This is a genomic window from Bartonella sp. AC10YNML (genome assembly GCF_042196825.1).
In the GTDB taxonomy this organism is placed as follows: domain Bacteria; phylum Pseudomonadota; class Alphaproteobacteria; order Rhizobiales; family Rhizobiaceae; genus Bartonella.
The window spans coordinates 20,539-34,583 of the sequence record NZ_JBHIRA010000011.1 but is presented as its reverse complement, the minus strand read 5'-3'; the positions used below and the strand labels follow the sequence as shown (position 1 = coordinate 34,583).

Genomic DNA, 14,045 nt, shown 5'->3' with positions numbered 1-14,045 from the left:
AAAATATTAAAAATTACAAAATGACTTATACGTTTTCTTAAAATATGGTCAAGTAGCCATAATTTACCAACGAATAAGAATTGCTCCCCATGTAAATCCACCTCCCATGGCTTCTAACATGATAAGATCTCCTTCTTTTATTTTTCCATCGCAAACAGCTGTTGTTAAAGCCAACGGAACTGATGCAGCAGACGTATTACCATGTTGATCAACGGTAATCACAACTTTATCTAGTGAAATTCCCAGCTTTTTAGCAGATGCTTCAATAATGCGCTTATTAGCCTGATGAGGTACAAACCAATCTAGTTGTGAAGAATCCATACCTGCAGCTGCAAAACAATCATCAACCACATCCGTTATCATACCAACAGCATATTTAAAGACTTCTCGTCCTTCCATACGCAAATAGCCTGTCGTTTGTGTTGTTGAAGGTCCACCATCAACATATAGCTTATCTATATAAGCACCATTAGAGCGCAATTTCGCAGACAATATACCACGCTCAAAAGCAATATCCCCCTCAGTTTCTTGTGCTTCCAAAATAACAGCACCAGCACCATCACCAAACAAAACACATGTCGTACGATCTTCCCAATCTAAAATTCGAGAAAATGTATCGGATCCAATAACTAAAATTCTTTTAGCCCCCCCACACCGTAAATAAGAATCTCCTGTTGTTAAAGCAAAAATAAAACCAGAGCAAACAGCTTGAATATCAAAAGCAAATCCATGACTCATTCCCAAAGCATGCTGAATTTCAACAGCAGAAGCAGGAAAAGTACGATTCGGGGTGGACGTTGCTAAAATAATACAATCGATGTCTCTTATTGTTAAACCAGCATTTGTAAGTGCTGCTTGCGCAGCCTCAACTCCTAAAGAAACAGTTGTTTCATTTTCACTGGCAATATAACGTTGGCGTATTCCTGTGCGCTGAACAATCCATGAATCTGACGTTTCAACAAACTTTGCAATCTCATCATTTGATAAACTTCTTTTCGGCAAAGCACTTCCTACACCCCGTATAATTGACCGAATCATTCAGCTCTTACCTTTTCTTCAAATTTTTTATTTCTATTATAAGAGCTTATCATAAGGACTCTCCATTCATCACTGCTTCATCTTCTTGGTCAAAAAGTGTTTCTTTATTTTCATGAAATCGCCGTAAATCAGCCGTTATTTTTTGTAAAAGTCCGTTGTTAACCATCTCATAACCAACGCGGATAGCAGAAGCAAAGCCATTAGCATTAGCACTGCCATGACTTTTTATAACAACACCATTCAAACCTAAAAGCACTCCTCCATTCACCCTATCAGGATCCATTTTATGTTTCAGTATACGAAAAGCACCCCGCGATAAAAAATAACCAAGAGATGTTAAAAAAGAACTGCGCATTGCAGAGTTTAAAATCTCTCCTATCTGTCGCGCGGTTCCTTCTGCGGTTTTTAAAGCAATATTACCAGAAAACCCCTCTGTTACAACAACATCGACTGTTCCTTTTCCAATGTCATTGCCCTCAACAAATCCTTTATATTCCAATCCTTCTAATTGCACTTCACGCAATATCATTCCTGCTTTTTTTATTTCATAAAGTCCTTTAACCTCTTCCACCCCCACATTTAAAAGCCCAACACTTGGTCTTTCAGTGTGATATAAAGCGCGAAACATACCTGCTCCCATAACCGCCAAATCAACCAACTGACTAGCAGAGGCACCAATTGTTGCTCCAATATCTAAAACAATACTCTCACTGCGCAGTGTTGGCCAGATACCCGCAATACCAGGACGTTCAGCCTCTGCTAGCATTTTTAAACAAAAATAAGACATAGCCATCAGCGCTCCCGTATTACCAGCAGAAATGCAAGCATCAGCTTCACCATTTTTTACCGCTTCAATGGCGTACCACATTGATGATTTACCACGTCCATTACGAAGTGCTTGGCTTGGCTTTTCATCCATGCGTGTATAACTTTCTGTCGGGCAAAAGCGCGATACAGAATCCAAACAGGGATATTTTTTTAAAACCGGACAAACAGTCTCCTCTACCCCATAAAATAGAAAATAAATATTTGATAAATATTTTTGTACAATTGCTGCTCCTGCAATAGCTGCTTCTGGACCGTAATCACCGCCCATGACATCCACAGAAATTCTAATCACGCTTGCATATCCCACATCTTTTCATTTACATCTTTAAATACATATTATGATTTTTGGCTCCTGAATACTCACACAGAATATCTGGCGAAAATCGCTCCGCAGAAAATACCGTTTAGCATACAATAGATATTTTTTATATTTTTTTACAATCACTTCCAATTTTTCAAAACAGAAAATGGAGAGAATTTTCGCTCTGCTTCTTCTAAATTTTCAACCATATTCATCTTTATCCCTTCTTTACGTGGATAATGATTAATAGACAACTCAAAAAACTCTTCCATGATTGCGCCAATATCAATTTTATCATCATAAAACACTTCAGGAGTATCAAGCCCCTCTACATCTAAAAACAATTCCCCTGTATCCTCTGATATTTTGGGCTTCATCAAATTTGAATCTTCAGGAACAAAAACAACCTCAATATTTTCACAAAGGATATTTTCTAATGGTTCTAATGTAACAACACATAACTGTAGTATACGCGCTTGCAACAGACCTTTTATACGCACTCCGCGTTTTTTCCACGGGAAAATATGAAATTTTCCCTCACAAGATTTTACTTCAATTAAATCATGGTTCTGGGCTAAATGTGTACATTCTTTTTTGTTTGCACAAAAATGAACCCTTATACCTTTAGCAGGGAGAGAACGTACAGATATTGGATAAGCCAAAGCAAATGTCATTTGAGGAACATTTTGAACATTCATAGACAACTCCCAAACATAAAAACGCGTAAAGCACCATGTTTTTATTTATCTCAAGTATTTATGCATTTTTTTCTTTTCTAAAGAAATTCTATATGGCATAATTTGCTTTATAACAGGGAAACTCAGTGTAAGCTACGGTAGATTAAGTTAAAATTAGAAAAAACTTGAGGCTGCCTTCTTGTCCTACATCTCAGTATAAAAAGGAGATATCATTGTTTCAAATGCCTCACATAATAGCCTTAATCAAACGTAAATTATTGATTGGTCTATCAATAGCAAGCATAGGAATGCTTGCTGGGTGTAGTCTTCTTGATTCTTCAGGTTCAAGCCAAATTTATAGAGAAGGCTATGTTCTTGATAAAAATGCTCTAAGTTCTATCTCTATTGGCTCAAGTCAAGAGCAAGTTCTTTTAACTTTAGGGACCCCTTCATTAAAAACAAAATATGATAATGAAGTTTTTTATTACATCTCACAGACACGTTATCGTGGGATGCAGTTTATGAAAACAAAGATTATTGATCGCAAAGTTTTAGCTATTTACTTCAATAAAAATAATCAGGTTGCAAAAGTTGCAAATTACGGGTTACAAGACGGTCAAGTGTTTGACTTTATTACACAAACAACGCCAACTGTAACGAAAGAACATCCTTTCTTAATTCAAATTATAAAAGGCCCTGCGAATTTGCCAACCAATAACTAAAATATAGTTTACATATCGTTTTAATATTATGAGATTTGATTATTGTCAGGTCTCATAATATAAAAGATTGTAACTCTTAGAGTCGGACTTTTTTTGCCATACTATCGAGAACTGCGTTAACAAGTTTGGGCTCTTCACCCTCAAAAAACGCCTTTGCTATATCAACATATTCATTCATAACAACTGCAATAGGGACATCTTTACGGTTGATCAACTCCCATAAACCTGCTCGTAAAATTGCGCGTAAGATAGAATCAAGACGTGAAAGAGACCACTCTGCAGAAAGCTGTTGATGAAGCAGCGGATCAAGCTGCTTTTGATCTTTTACAACACCCGTTATAATAGCCAAAAACCATTGAAAATCAGCTTCAAGATATTGGTCTCCATCAATATCTTTTCCCAAACGATAAGCCTCATACTCAGCTGCAGTTTCCATCACCCCCGAACCCACGATATCCATTTGATAGAGTGCTTGAACTGCAGCAAGTCTTGCTGCTCCACGTTTATTGGCTGAACGCGGAAAATGTCTGCTTTTTATATCAGCCATATTTAACGATTATCTCCAAATCTCTTTTTTAGAGCGATCATACATAAAGCAGCTTCAGCCGCAAAACCACCTTTATTTTTGTTATCTTGTTTTGCACGCACCCATGCTTGTTCTTCGTTTTCAACAGTCAAAATACCATTTCCAATAGCCAAGTGTTGATGAACAGTTAAATCCATCAATGCACGACAAGAACCATTAGCAACAATTTCAAAGTGATATGTTTCACCCCGAATAACACAACCAAGAGCAACATAACCATCATACGATATTTTGTTTTGTTCAGAAAAAGCTATTGCACTTGGTATTTCTAATGCTCCAGGAACCGTTACAACATCATAACTTGCTTCAGCTTTTTGCAAAGTATTCACTGCACCTCTCAAAAGCGCATCAGAAATCCCCTCATAAAAACGTGCCTCAACAATCAATACGTGAGGCTTTTTACCTATCTCTTTCATCATAATGAAATTCCACAAAAAACGAATCAAAAAAATCAAAGTTATAAAGCATAAAATTCTGAAAACGATCAATAGAGTGTTGGCTTATTCATCTTCTCTTTTTAAAGTAAAAAGTTTTGCAGCATAACGAGCAAGTTGATCAATTTCCAAATTTACCCGATCTCCAATTTTAGCTTGTCCCCACGTTGTCATTTCGAGTGTATGGCGAATAATAAGAACATCAAAAACACAATCCTCAACACCATTAACAGTCAAAGATGTCCCATTAAGTGCAATAGATCCCTTATTAACAATAAAAGGCATAAATTGTCTTGAAACTTTTAAATAAAAGCGAATTGCATCCCCTTCCTTTTTTTGATCAATGATTTCAGCCAAACCATCAATATGACCAGAAACCAAATGTCCCCCCATTTCATCACCCAATCGAAGCGAACGTTCCAAATTAACAAAAGTTCCTTTTATCCATTGTGCAAGATTCGTTAAACGTAATGTTTCTTCCCACGCTTCAACAACAAACCAATTGGAATCTTCTTGCTTTAATCCTCGCTCTACAATTGTCAGACAAATTCCCGAACAAGCAATTGATGCGCCAATTGCTAAACTTTCTATAGCATAGCGTGTGGAAATCTTTAAACGCATCCCCTGCTTTAAAGGTTGAACATCTTCAACACAACCAATATCCGTTATAATTCCTGTGAACATAATGTCTTACGTCTCCACTTATAAAAACGGTCATTTCCAAACATTCTTGTCTCAATTTTATGAAATTGCGAGAGATAATTTCCAAAATGAGGGGCTTCAATACGATTTTTGCCTAAAACAATGGGGGTATGAAAACATATCAAATGATCAACACAACCAGCATTCAAAAATTTTTCCCCTGTCTTGACGCCCCCTTCCAATAAAACACTATTAATCCCATGTTTATAAAGCATCTGTAAAAGAGCAAAGGGTTCTACACAACCATTGTTCATCTCTACCGAATAAACAGACACACCATATTGCTCCAATGCATTTTTTTTGCTTTTCTTTGAAAGATCCCCATCACAAATAACCCATGTAGGGATTTTTATAGCTGTTTGGACAACTTTTGCATAAAGAGGGATAGATAAATCTGCATCCAAAATAATACGAATTGGTGAGCGCATCTCCATCCCTGGCAAGCGGCAATTGAGTTGTGGATCATCTGCGAGTATAGTTCCAATACCAACGAGGATAGCATTATTTTGAGCACGTAAAATATGCGTATGGGCATGAGAAAGTGTTCCACTAATTTTTACGCTGCCTTTCTCTTTTTTTCCAACACCATTATCTGCAGAAATTGCCATTTTAAAAGTGACCGCACAGCGTTGTATCTTTCTTATGCACCAATGCGTCCATAAGGATTCAAAAGCCTCTTCAGCTAAAATACCCTCAACCACTTCAATACCAGCCGCTCGCAAAAGAGCAATACCATGACCATCAACACGCTTGTCACAATCAGTCAGCGCAACAACAACTCGAGAAACACCTGAACCAATAAGTGCATTCACACACGGCGAAGTTTTTCCATAATGCGCACAAGGTTCTAATGTAACATAAGCAGTAGCTCCTTGAGCCAAAGAACCTGCCATGTGTAAAGCTTGCACTTCCGCATGAGGACGCCCATGAATAGCTGTTACGCCATAGCCAACAATAAAAGCCCCTCCACCATTATCGTTTCGCACAATTAATGTACCAACCGAAGGATTCTCACCTGTAAGACCGACATGACGTTCTGCTAAACGAATAGCTGCAGCCATAAACCGTTCATCTTGCACTTTTTTATTCATCAAAACGAGATTCTGTATCCGCGATACCCTTTGATAATTCATCTATAACATCGTGAAAATCGCTTGCATTACGGAAATCTCGATACACAGAAGCAAAACGAATATAAGCAATATCATCAATTCTTTTCAATGCTTCCATCACAAGATGCCCAATTTTTTCTGAAGAAATCTCTGGTTCTCCCAAACTTTCAAGCTGGCGTACAATGCCAGAAATTGCTCGTTCAATATGATCAGGATCAATATTGCGCTTACGTACAGCCACATCAACTGATCGCATTAACTTATCACGATCGAAAGGTTCACATCGTCCACTTTTTTTAGCGACTAAAAGCTCACGCAACTGAACACGTTCAAAAGTTGTAAAGCGACCAGCACAAACAGAACAAACACGGCGGCGTCGAATCACTGCCCCCTCTTCTGCAGGACGCGAGTCTCTAACCTGTGTATCCTCATATTGACAATAAGGACAGCGCATCTCTTTTATATCCTTAACAAGCGCTGAGATAAGAGTAAAGAGGAAATTGATTCGTTATATCTTCCACCTTTTTCTTAACAGCCATTTCAACAGCATGATTATCTTCATCACTTTTTGCGTTCCGAAGACCATCAAGAACTTCTGAAATCAAATGACCAACTTGAATAAATTCTTTTTCTAAAAAACCACGCGTTGTAGCAGCAGGTGAGCCCAAACGAATTCCCGATGTTATAGATGGCGTTTCAGGGTCAAAAGGAATACCATTTTTATTGCAGGTAATATGAGCGCGTCCTAAAGCCAATTCAGCACGTTTACCTGTTAGATTTTTGGAACGTAAATCAACCAACAATAAATGATTATCTGTACCGCCAGAAACAATATTAAAACCATTATTCTGTAATGTTTTTGCTAAAGTTTTCGCATGTGTGACCACCTTGGCACTATAATTCTTGAAAGAAGGATGCAAAGCCTCCCCAAATGCAACAGCCTTTGCCGCAATCACATGCATTAAAGGCCCCCCTTGAAGACCAGGAAAAATAGCAGAATTAATTTTTTTGGATAAAGCCTCATCATTTGTCAATATCAAACCACCTCGGGGACCTCGAAGCGATTTATGTGTTGTTGTCGTTACAATATGCGCATGTGGAACAGGTGAAGGATGTACGCCACCAGCAACAAGACCAGCAATATGAGACATATCAACGAGTAAATGAGCACCGATTTCATCTGCAATTTCACGGAATCTTTCCCAGTTCCAGAATCGAGAATAAGATGAGCCCCCTGCTATAATAAGTTTTGGCTTATGTTCTTTTGCAAGTCGCTCAACCTCATCCATATCAATAATCTGATCTTCTTGACGTACACCATAGGAAACAACATTAAACCATTTTCCTGACATATTAACAGGTGAACCATGCGTAAGGTGACCACCAGCATTTAAATCCAACCCCATAAATGTGTCACCAGGCTGAAGTAAAGCTAAAAAGACAGCTTGATTCATTTGGCTACCAGAATTAGGCTGTACATTTGCAAACGCAGCACCAAAAAGCTGTTTTGCCCTTTCAATGGCTAAATCTTCAACGACATCAACAAATTGACATCCACCATAATAGCGCTTTCTTGGATAACCTTCTGCATATTTATTGGTTAAAACAGACCCCTGTGCTTCAAGAACCGCTCTTGAAACAATATTCTCAGAAGCAATCAACTCAATTTCATGTTGTTGACGCTCAAATTCTTCCATAATTGCATCAAAGATTGCATCATCAACAGTTTGTAAATTATCATTAAAAAAGCGCTCTTGTGCGTCATTTTTTTGCTGAGTCATAAAATACGTTCCTAACATTAAAAAATAAAGTCATTAAACGATAACACAGCAAACCATGCAAACCAAACATTTTAAACTACTTACACTCAAAAATAATGATACAAATAATTATCCTGTTCCTTGTCATAGAGACAGCAAAAAACGTCTCTCATAAAAATGGTGAAAAATGAGGTTAAATTTCTTCTTTTACGCTCTTATTTGTTTACACCTTTTACAAAAAAATATTTATAATCTAAATAAATTCAATAATTTAATAATTATTATTTAAGTTGGTAATGATTTAAAATAATTTATAATATGAAAAGCTGAATATAGTAGAGAAAAGAATGGCAACCAAAGTTTTTATTGATGGTGAACATGGCACAACCGGACTACAAATACAAAAACGCTTAGAAAGGCGTACAGATTTAAAACTACTCTCTCTTTCTCATAAAGATCGCCATAATGTTCATCTACGACAAGACTATCTTAATCAAGCCGATATTGCTATTTTGTGTCTTCCAGATGATGCTGCACGCGAAACCGTTCATTGGCTTAAAAAAAATAAAAACATTAGGATTATTGATAGCTCGACAGCACACCGTGTTACACCAGACTGGGTTTACGGTTTTCCTGAAATGACAGCAGGACAAAGAAAGCGCATTCAAGCAGCACATTATGTAACCAATCCCGGATGCTATCCTACTGGTGCCATTAGTTTGATTCGCCCACTCCGTGAAGCAGGACTGCTAGACGCCGATTATCCCATCTCGATTAATGCAATCTCCGGCTATACCGGTGGTGGAAAACAGTTGATTTTACAAATGGAAAATCAATCTCAACAGAATATTAAGGAAAATTATTTTATTTATGGTCTTAATCTTGCACACAAACATGTGCCAGAAATTAAAATCTATGGACAAATCAATCAAACCCCAGTTTTTATACCAAGTGTTGGTCGTTTTCCCCAAGGAATGATTGTGAATCTTCCTCTGCATCGCCATTTATTCACAAAATCAGCAAACTGTTCTGATTTGCGCGAAATTCTCGCAAACCATTACGATGGACAAAATACCATTTTAGTTGCATCACAAGAAGAAACTGTTTCACTTGAAAGACTTAATCCAGAGTGTTTAGCCAATAAAGATGGTATGAAACTGTTCGTATTTGGCAATGATCGCGAAGGCATTTTTAATCTCAGCGCCATATTCGATAATTTAGGAAAAGGCGCATCAGCTGCAGCTATCCAGAACCTCGATTTAATGCTTTCAAGCGACTAAACCTCCCTACCCACAAACTTTTATTCAACAACGCGATATGCCCCTTTCGTTGCTCGCCAGTGCGCAACCGCAAAACATAACACAGCTAGTGCCATACTTTGATGAATGAGCCCTAAACTTATCGGAACCTCATGTAACAGTGTTAAGATACCCAAGACTGCTTGGATAATAATCATAACACAGATAAGAAATGCACGACGAGAATGGGTTGAATGTGGAGCATTTTTTTGTACATAGAAAGCATGAACAACTGAGACAATAAATAAAAAATAAGCAAAAAACCGATGAATAAATTGAACCATTAAGGAATTTTCGAATAAATTGAGCCAAACAGGACGATGCTGCAACAATCCATCAGGAATAATCTGCCCATCCATAAGCGGCCATGTATTATAGACTTTTCCTGCATGAAGCCCTGCAACCAAAGCTCCGAAATAAATCTCTATCAAAACGAGAATAACAAGCCAAGACGCAAAATATTGCACCTTTTGATTTGCTGGCTTTTCTGAGTATTCTGCAAGTCCTCGAGATAAATAAGTAACAAAAACAATAACAAAACATGCCGTTATAAGATGAAATGCCAAACGATATTGGCTCACACTTGTTAAATTACTCTGCCCAATCCCTGAAGCGACCATCCACCAACCAATAAAACCCTGAAAGGCGATAAGAATAGGTACGACAATAAGCGGAAGTAAGATATTTTTTTCAATACGTTTAGTTGCCCAAAACCAAATGAGCCCTAATAAAGCAACAAGACCAACAAGACGCCCAAGAACACGATGCGCCCATTCCCACCAAAAAATGACCTTAAAAGCACTTAAGGTCATATCACGATTAAGAAGCTTATATTGTGCTATTTGTTGATATTTTAAAAATTCCTCTTGCCATTGATCCTCACCAATCGGTGGAATAACACCGTGTATTGGCTTCCATTCCGTTATAGATAATCCTGATCCCGTCAAACGAGTAGCACCACCCACTAAGACAATTGCCAAACAAAGCAGTAAAATAGAGTAAAGCCACACCTGTATATGTTTTCTATTTTCCTTTTGCACAGGTGTTAAAAAGTTATCGTTTAATCTCTTTACTGCCATCTCTGATTGCCCCACGCTTCTCTCCAACTAAAATGCATTTTAAAATTAACATTAAATCTTTAATTTTAGTATGTACTATAACTTCAGCAAAAAACAAGCGTACCACTATAGCATATGATACATATTTCTTTTCTCTTTTGCGAAGTTTATGATGCAACAACACGATAAACAGTCTTTGGAAAGCTGCTTACCATCCACATCATCCAATCTTGTTCATTAAGAACAGTATTACAAATATAATAGTCTGTTAGCTCTGCAAATTGTTCAAAACCATATTTTGGTTTGCTTGCCATCTCTAAAATGATAAAATCATATTCTTTTTTAAATTCTTGTAATATATGAGAAATATTATTTGAAAAATCTTGTGCAGAAACAGCACTTGTTAATCCCTGAGGAAGAATATCAACGCCCGTATCGTAATCGCGGTAAATAACATCATGCATCTGAGCATGGCCGGTTAAAACATCACTCAGTCCGCGATGTGGGCCAATGACTTTCTCTATTTGTTGACCAGAGATATCGACCAATAAAATTGTTTTGTTCTCTTTTGTGAGATGAAGTGAAAGCTTTGCCGCTGTCCGTGCAGCCTCTGGTCCAATAATTGAAATAACTGTTGAAGCATGCCATTTCAAAACATCAGATAATCCCTCTATCGTAATAAAAGCTTCAAGATTTTTTATTTCTTGAGAGACTAAAAGACTCTCATTCTTCTTGAGAGCATTTTCTTTTAATCTCACATCCTCTTCTGAAAGTTGGTCTTTTTTGCTTTTAAAGAACGGATAAAATAACATTATTCCTAGCAAAAGAGTAAGGAAGCTGGCCAATGCACCCACAAAAACATTTTTTCCATAAAGAGCCATAAAAGAAATGGGGGCTAATGTTGTTGGCATTACCACATTGATCTTTGTATTTTGTAAGAGAAGAGGGTTATCACTCAATCCCCAATATGAACCAATAACTTTTTCTCTTTGAGCAGATTTGCTCATCACTTTATTTTGTGCATCGACCGCTGCTTTTATTTTATTTTCAAACTCGTTAAATATTTCATTCAAAGATTGGGATTGATCTTTTACAAAAAAACTCACCCTTTTTTGGAGCTGTTTTTCCAACTCCGTTGCAATAATTATATCTGAATGAACTTGATAAACGATCTGTAAAATTTTATTGTTTAATTGATGAGAAACCGCTTCTAACTCCGCAGTCATTGCCTTAATTTGAGGATGTGTCCACCCCAATTGCGCCGCCATATGTGCTCTTTGCGTTTCCAAGAGATCACGTTTAGATTCCAGAGAAACAATTGCTGAATTATCTGCAATAAACGATAAAGACAGTAAAGACTGTCCATTTTCACGTATCATGTTAATCGTTGAATTCAAACTTGTTAAATGAATACGCTTTAAAGTTGCTTGCATTAATTGCATCGAAAGATCATGAAGCTCTGTTTGTTTGACACTATGCTGAATAAAAGAATCAACAGAGGACCGAAATTCCTGCACGATATTAATAATCGCAGTGTTATCATATTGTTTGTCTTCAGATTTATCATTTAACAAGAATTGTTTTTGTTTTATGATTGCTTGTGAAAATACGGAAAACCAAGTTTCCAACCCACGTTGTGCTGCTTCCTGTGTCTCAGCTTCAAAAGTAAGGTTGATAAGTTCACCATGACGCGATAAACGGATATTTTCCTGATTTTTTTTCTTATAAGAAACCCTTAAAGAAAAAGGAGAATCATTTGAAATTATAGGCTGTGAAAACAAAAAGGCGATAACATTGTCTTGCTTTTTAATTGGTAATGGCTTTCCAACAGAATCAGATAATGAAAATACTAAAGTTGCTTGGTAACCACGGGGCTGGACAAAATAATACAACCAAATCAAAGATACACATAGCATTTGTAATAGCAAAACAATCAAAATGCTTCGCCATACGGTACGTACGAATAGTCTTTTATTACATGTAAGACTCATCTTTATTTTAACCAGCAAAATACTTCTTCATATTGTTTTATTAAGAGAAAGTAGTAACTATCCTCTTAACTTGCTGTCATATTATTTTGAGATAATAAAAATATAAAATTTAAGCAAAAATGTTCAACAATAGCTTTAAAGAACTTAATTCATATTTTTTTTGAGGCTCTCTAGTTGTTTTTTTGCTTCAGAAGTAACAACCGCTCTAATGGTAATAGACCCATCATCATGCCCTTCTTGCACTATTTCCGCAGAGTTTTCATAAAACCAATCAATAAGCGACATTTCATGAGGTTGTAAAAGATATTCAATGCTTTGCACGTCTCCAAAAATTCGCTTTTCAATGGCTCTTAATAATTGATCGAGTCCATCCCCCTTAAGTGCTGATACCATGAGAGCAGGATTTAATCGCGTCTTTGCGCTTGTTTGTAAAACATTCAATGCTTGCTCATCTAACATATCAATCTTATTCCAAACTTCTATGATGTGCTCCATATCATCAATATCGATATCAAGACTTGAAAGCACTTCTAAAACATCTTGGGCATGTGCTCGATGATCAAGATCTGACATATCTCTTACATGAAGAATGAGATCCGCTTCAACCACTTCTTCAAGGGTTGCTCTAAAAGCTGCAATCAAATTCGTTGGCAAGTTAGAAATAAACCCTACAGTATCAGACAAAAGAACAGTTTTTCCATGGGGAAGAACAACTTTGCGCAAAGTCGGATCAAGCGTTGCAAATAACATATTCTTTGCTAAAACATCTGCACCGCTTAAACGGTTAAAGAGAGTTGACTTTCCTGTATTCGTATATCCTACCATTGCTACAACAGGATAAGATGTTTTTTTCCTTTTTGCTCTATGAAGTGCACGTGTTTTAATAACCGTTTGCAATTCGCGGCGAATACGAATAATTTTTTCTTGTAAAAGACGCCTATCTGCTTCAATTTGCGTTTCACCAGGTCCCCCTAGGAAGCCACGCCCCCCCCGTTGCCTTTCCAAGTGCGTCCAACTCCGCACAAGCCTCCCTTTTTGATAGGACAAACGCGCTAACTCTACTTGCAAAACTCCTTCTTTTGTTCGTGCACGATCCCCAAAAATTTCAAGAATCAAAGCTGTTCTATCGATAACTTTGCAATTCCATAATTTTTCTAAATTACGCTGCTGTACTGGCGTTAAAAAGTGATCTACAATCGCAAGCTCAATAGAATATTCATCTATATAACAGGTTAACGCATCTACTTTACCTTTTCCAAAGAGTGTCGCAGAGCGAGGCGTTGCAATATTAATCGTTTCATAATTAACAACTTCTAACCTTATAGCACGCGCTAACCCCAATGATTCTTTAACACGAGAAGATATAGAACACTCTCTCAAAGAGCTTTCACTTCTATTTTCTTGAAAAATCGGTATCAAAACAAGTGCACGCACCTGTTCTGTATTCTGCGAAAACACCCCTCCTAATCTCTCATTTTCATTTATCATAGCAATCTAAGTACTTTTAAAATGGGATAAGAGGTCTATCTTAAAATGAC

General features: G+C 37.1%; 14 protein-coding genes. 2 read left to right on the top strand and 12 right to left on the bottom strand.

Going from position 1 to position 14,045, the window contains the following annotated elements; genetic code table 11:
• Positions 1-63 precede the first annotated feature (63 nt).
• From ACFINA_RS06590 to ACFINA_RS06580, 3 genes are all read right to left on the bottom strand, one after another.
• Positions 64-1,038, bottom strand: coding sequence for a beta-ketoacyl-ACP synthase III (locus tag ACFINA_RS06590; RefSeq protein ID WP_375615270.1), 975 nt, complete (start codon positions 1,036-1,038; stop codon positions 64-66).
• Positions 1,039-1,087: 49 nt separating this feature from the next.
• Entirely contained in the window at positions 1,088-2,158 is a 1,071-nt protein-coding gene (gene plsX / locus ACFINA_RS06585; protein WP_375607114.1) for a phosphate acyltransferase PlsX, read from the bottom strand.
• 149 nt (positions 2,159-2,307) lie between these two features.
• Positions 2,308-2,865, bottom strand: coding sequence for a DUF177 domain-containing protein (locus ACFINA_RS06580; RefSeq protein ID WP_375607113.1), 558 nt, complete (start codon positions 2,863-2,865; stop codon positions 2,308-2,310).
• A gap of 221 nt (positions 2,866-3,086) precedes the next feature.
• On the opposite strand from ACFINA_RS06580, the gene ACFINA_RS06575 reads away from it, so the two are divergent.
• The gene (locus tag ACFINA_RS06575; protein ID WP_375615284.1) at positions 3,087-3,566 is read left to right on the top strand and encodes an outer membrane protein assembly factor BamE; all 480 of its coding nucleotides are present in this window, start codon (positions 3,087-3,089) and stop codon (positions 3,564-3,566) included.
• A gap of 76 nt (positions 3,567-3,642) precedes the next feature.
• On the opposite strand, the gene nusB is transcribed toward ACFINA_RS06575, so the two are convergent.
• The 6 genes from nusB to glyA all read right to left on the bottom strand — a co-directional run bounded on the left by nusB (position 3,643) and on the right by glyA (position 8,181).
• Entirely contained in the window at positions 3,643-4,113 is a 471-nt protein-coding gene (nusB, locus tag ACFINA_RS06570; protein WP_375607112.1) for a transcription antitermination factor NusB, read from the bottom strand.
• A gap of 2 nt (positions 4,114-4,115) precedes the next feature.
• Positions 4,116-4,571, bottom strand: a complete 456-nt coding sequence (locus ACFINA_RS06565; RefSeq protein ID WP_375608300.1) for a 6,7-dimethyl-8-ribityllumazine synthase — start codon at positions 4,569-4,571, stop codon at positions 4,116-4,118.
• Positions 4,572-4,652: 81 nt separating this feature from the next.
• Positions 4,653-5,270, bottom strand: a complete 618-nt coding sequence (locus ACFINA_RS06560; protein ID WP_375607110.1) for a riboflavin synthase — start codon at positions 5,268-5,270, stop codon at positions 4,653-4,655.
• Entirely contained in the window at positions 5,252-6,379 is a 1,128-nt protein-coding gene (ribD, locus tag ACFINA_RS06555) for a bifunctional diaminohydroxyphosphoribosylaminopyrimidine deaminase/5-amino-6-(5-phosphoribosylamino)uracil reductase RibD (RefSeq protein WP_375615269.1), read from the bottom strand. Before ribD ends, ACFINA_RS06560 begins: the two co-directional genes overlap by 19 nt.
• Complete coding sequence (gene nrdR, locus ACFINA_RS06550; RefSeq protein WP_375607108.1) at positions 6,372-6,854, bottom strand: transcriptional regulator NrdR; 483 nt, start codon at positions 6,852-6,854, stop codon at positions 6,372-6,374. Before nrdR ends, ribD begins: the two co-directional genes overlap by 8 nt.
• Before the next feature lie 13 nt (positions 6,855-6,867).
• Positions 6,868-8,181 (bottom strand): serine hydroxymethyltransferase, encoded by a 1,314-nt coding sequence (gene glyA / locus ACFINA_RS06545; RefSeq protein ID WP_375615268.1) that lies wholly within the window; start codon positions 8,179-8,181, stop codon positions 6,868-6,870.
• A 326-nt stretch (positions 8,182-8,507) separates the two neighbouring features.
• Here glyA and argC point away from each other — a divergent pair, with 326 nt between their 5' ends.
• On the top strand, positions 8,508-9,440 hold the full coding sequence (argC, locus tag ACFINA_RS06540; RefSeq protein ID WP_375608301.1) for an N-acetyl-gamma-glutamyl-phosphate reductase: 933 nt from the start codon (positions 8,508-8,510) through the stop codon (positions 9,438-9,440).
• A 20-nt stretch (positions 9,441-9,460) separates the two neighbouring features.
• On the opposite strand, the gene ACFINA_RS06535 is transcribed toward argC, so the two are convergent.
• The 3 genes from ACFINA_RS06535 to hflX all read right to left on the bottom strand — a co-directional run bounded on the left by ACFINA_RS06535 (position 9,461) and on the right by hflX (position 13,995).
• Positions 9,461-10,552: a COX15/CtaA family protein gene (locus ACFINA_RS06535; protein WP_375607105.1), complete on the bottom strand. Its 1,092-nt coding sequence runs from the start codon at positions 10,550-10,552 to the stop codon at positions 9,461-9,463.
• A gap of 131 nt (positions 10,553-10,683) precedes the next feature.
• Complete coding sequence (locus tag ACFINA_RS06530) at positions 10,684-12,507, bottom strand: hypothetical protein (protein WP_375615267.1); 1,824 nt, start codon at positions 12,505-12,507, stop codon at positions 10,684-10,686.
• 144 nt (positions 12,508-12,651) lie between these two features.
• Positions 12,652-13,995, bottom strand: a complete 1,344-nt coding sequence (gene hflX, locus ACFINA_RS06525) for a GTPase HflX (protein ID WP_375607103.1) — start codon at positions 13,993-13,995, stop codon at positions 12,652-12,654.
• Between the last annotated feature and the right edge of the window lie 50 nt (positions 13,996-14,045).

Excerpts from the sequence above, each read along its gene's own strand:
- hflX (WP_375607103.1), bottom strand. The coding sequence starts at position 13,995 with ATGATAAATGAAAATGAGAGATTAGGAGGGGTGTTTTCGCAGAATACA.
- glyA (WP_375615268.1), bottom strand. The coding sequence starts at position 8,181 with ATGACTCAGCAAAAAAATGACGCACAAGAGCGCTTTTTTAATGATAAT.
- ribD (WP_375615269.1), bottom strand. The coding sequence starts at position 6,379 with ATGAATAAAAAAGTGCAAGATGAACGGTTTATGGCTGCAGCTATTCGT.
- ACFINA_RS06560 (WP_375607110.1), bottom strand. The coding sequence starts at position 5,270 with ATGTTCACAGGAATTATAACGGATATTGGTTGTGTTGAAGATGTTCAA.
- nrdR (WP_375607108.1), bottom strand. The coding sequence starts at position 6,854 with ATGCGCTGTCCTTATTGTCAATATGAGGATACACAGGTTAGAGACTCG.
- ACFINA_RS06590 (WP_375615270.1), bottom strand. The coding sequence starts at position 1,038 with ATGATTCGGTCAATTATACGGGGTGTAGGAAGTGCTTTGCCGAAAAGA.
- argC (WP_375608301.1), top strand. The coding sequence starts at position 8,508 with ATGGCAACCAAAGTTTTTATTGATGGTGAACATGGCACAACCGGACTA.
- ACFINA_RS06565 (WP_375608300.1), bottom strand. The coding sequence starts at position 4,571 with ATGATGAAAGAGATAGGTAAAAAGCCTCACGTATTGATTGTTGAGGCA.
- ACFINA_RS06580 (WP_375607113.1), bottom strand. The coding sequence starts at position 2,865 with ATGAATGTTCAAAATGTTCCTCAAATGACATTTGCTTTGGCTTATCCA.
- ACFINA_RS06530 (WP_375615267.1), bottom strand. The coding sequence starts at position 12,507 with ATGAGTCTTACATGTAATAAAAGACTATTCGTACGTACCGTATGGCGA.
- ACFINA_RS06575 (WP_375615284.1), top strand. The coding sequence starts at position 3,087 with ATGCCTCACATAATAGCCTTAATCAAACGTAAATTATTGATTGGTCTA.
- nusB (WP_375607112.1), bottom strand. The coding sequence starts at position 4,113 with ATGGCTGATATAAAAAGCAGACATTTTCCGCGTTCAGCCAATAAACGT.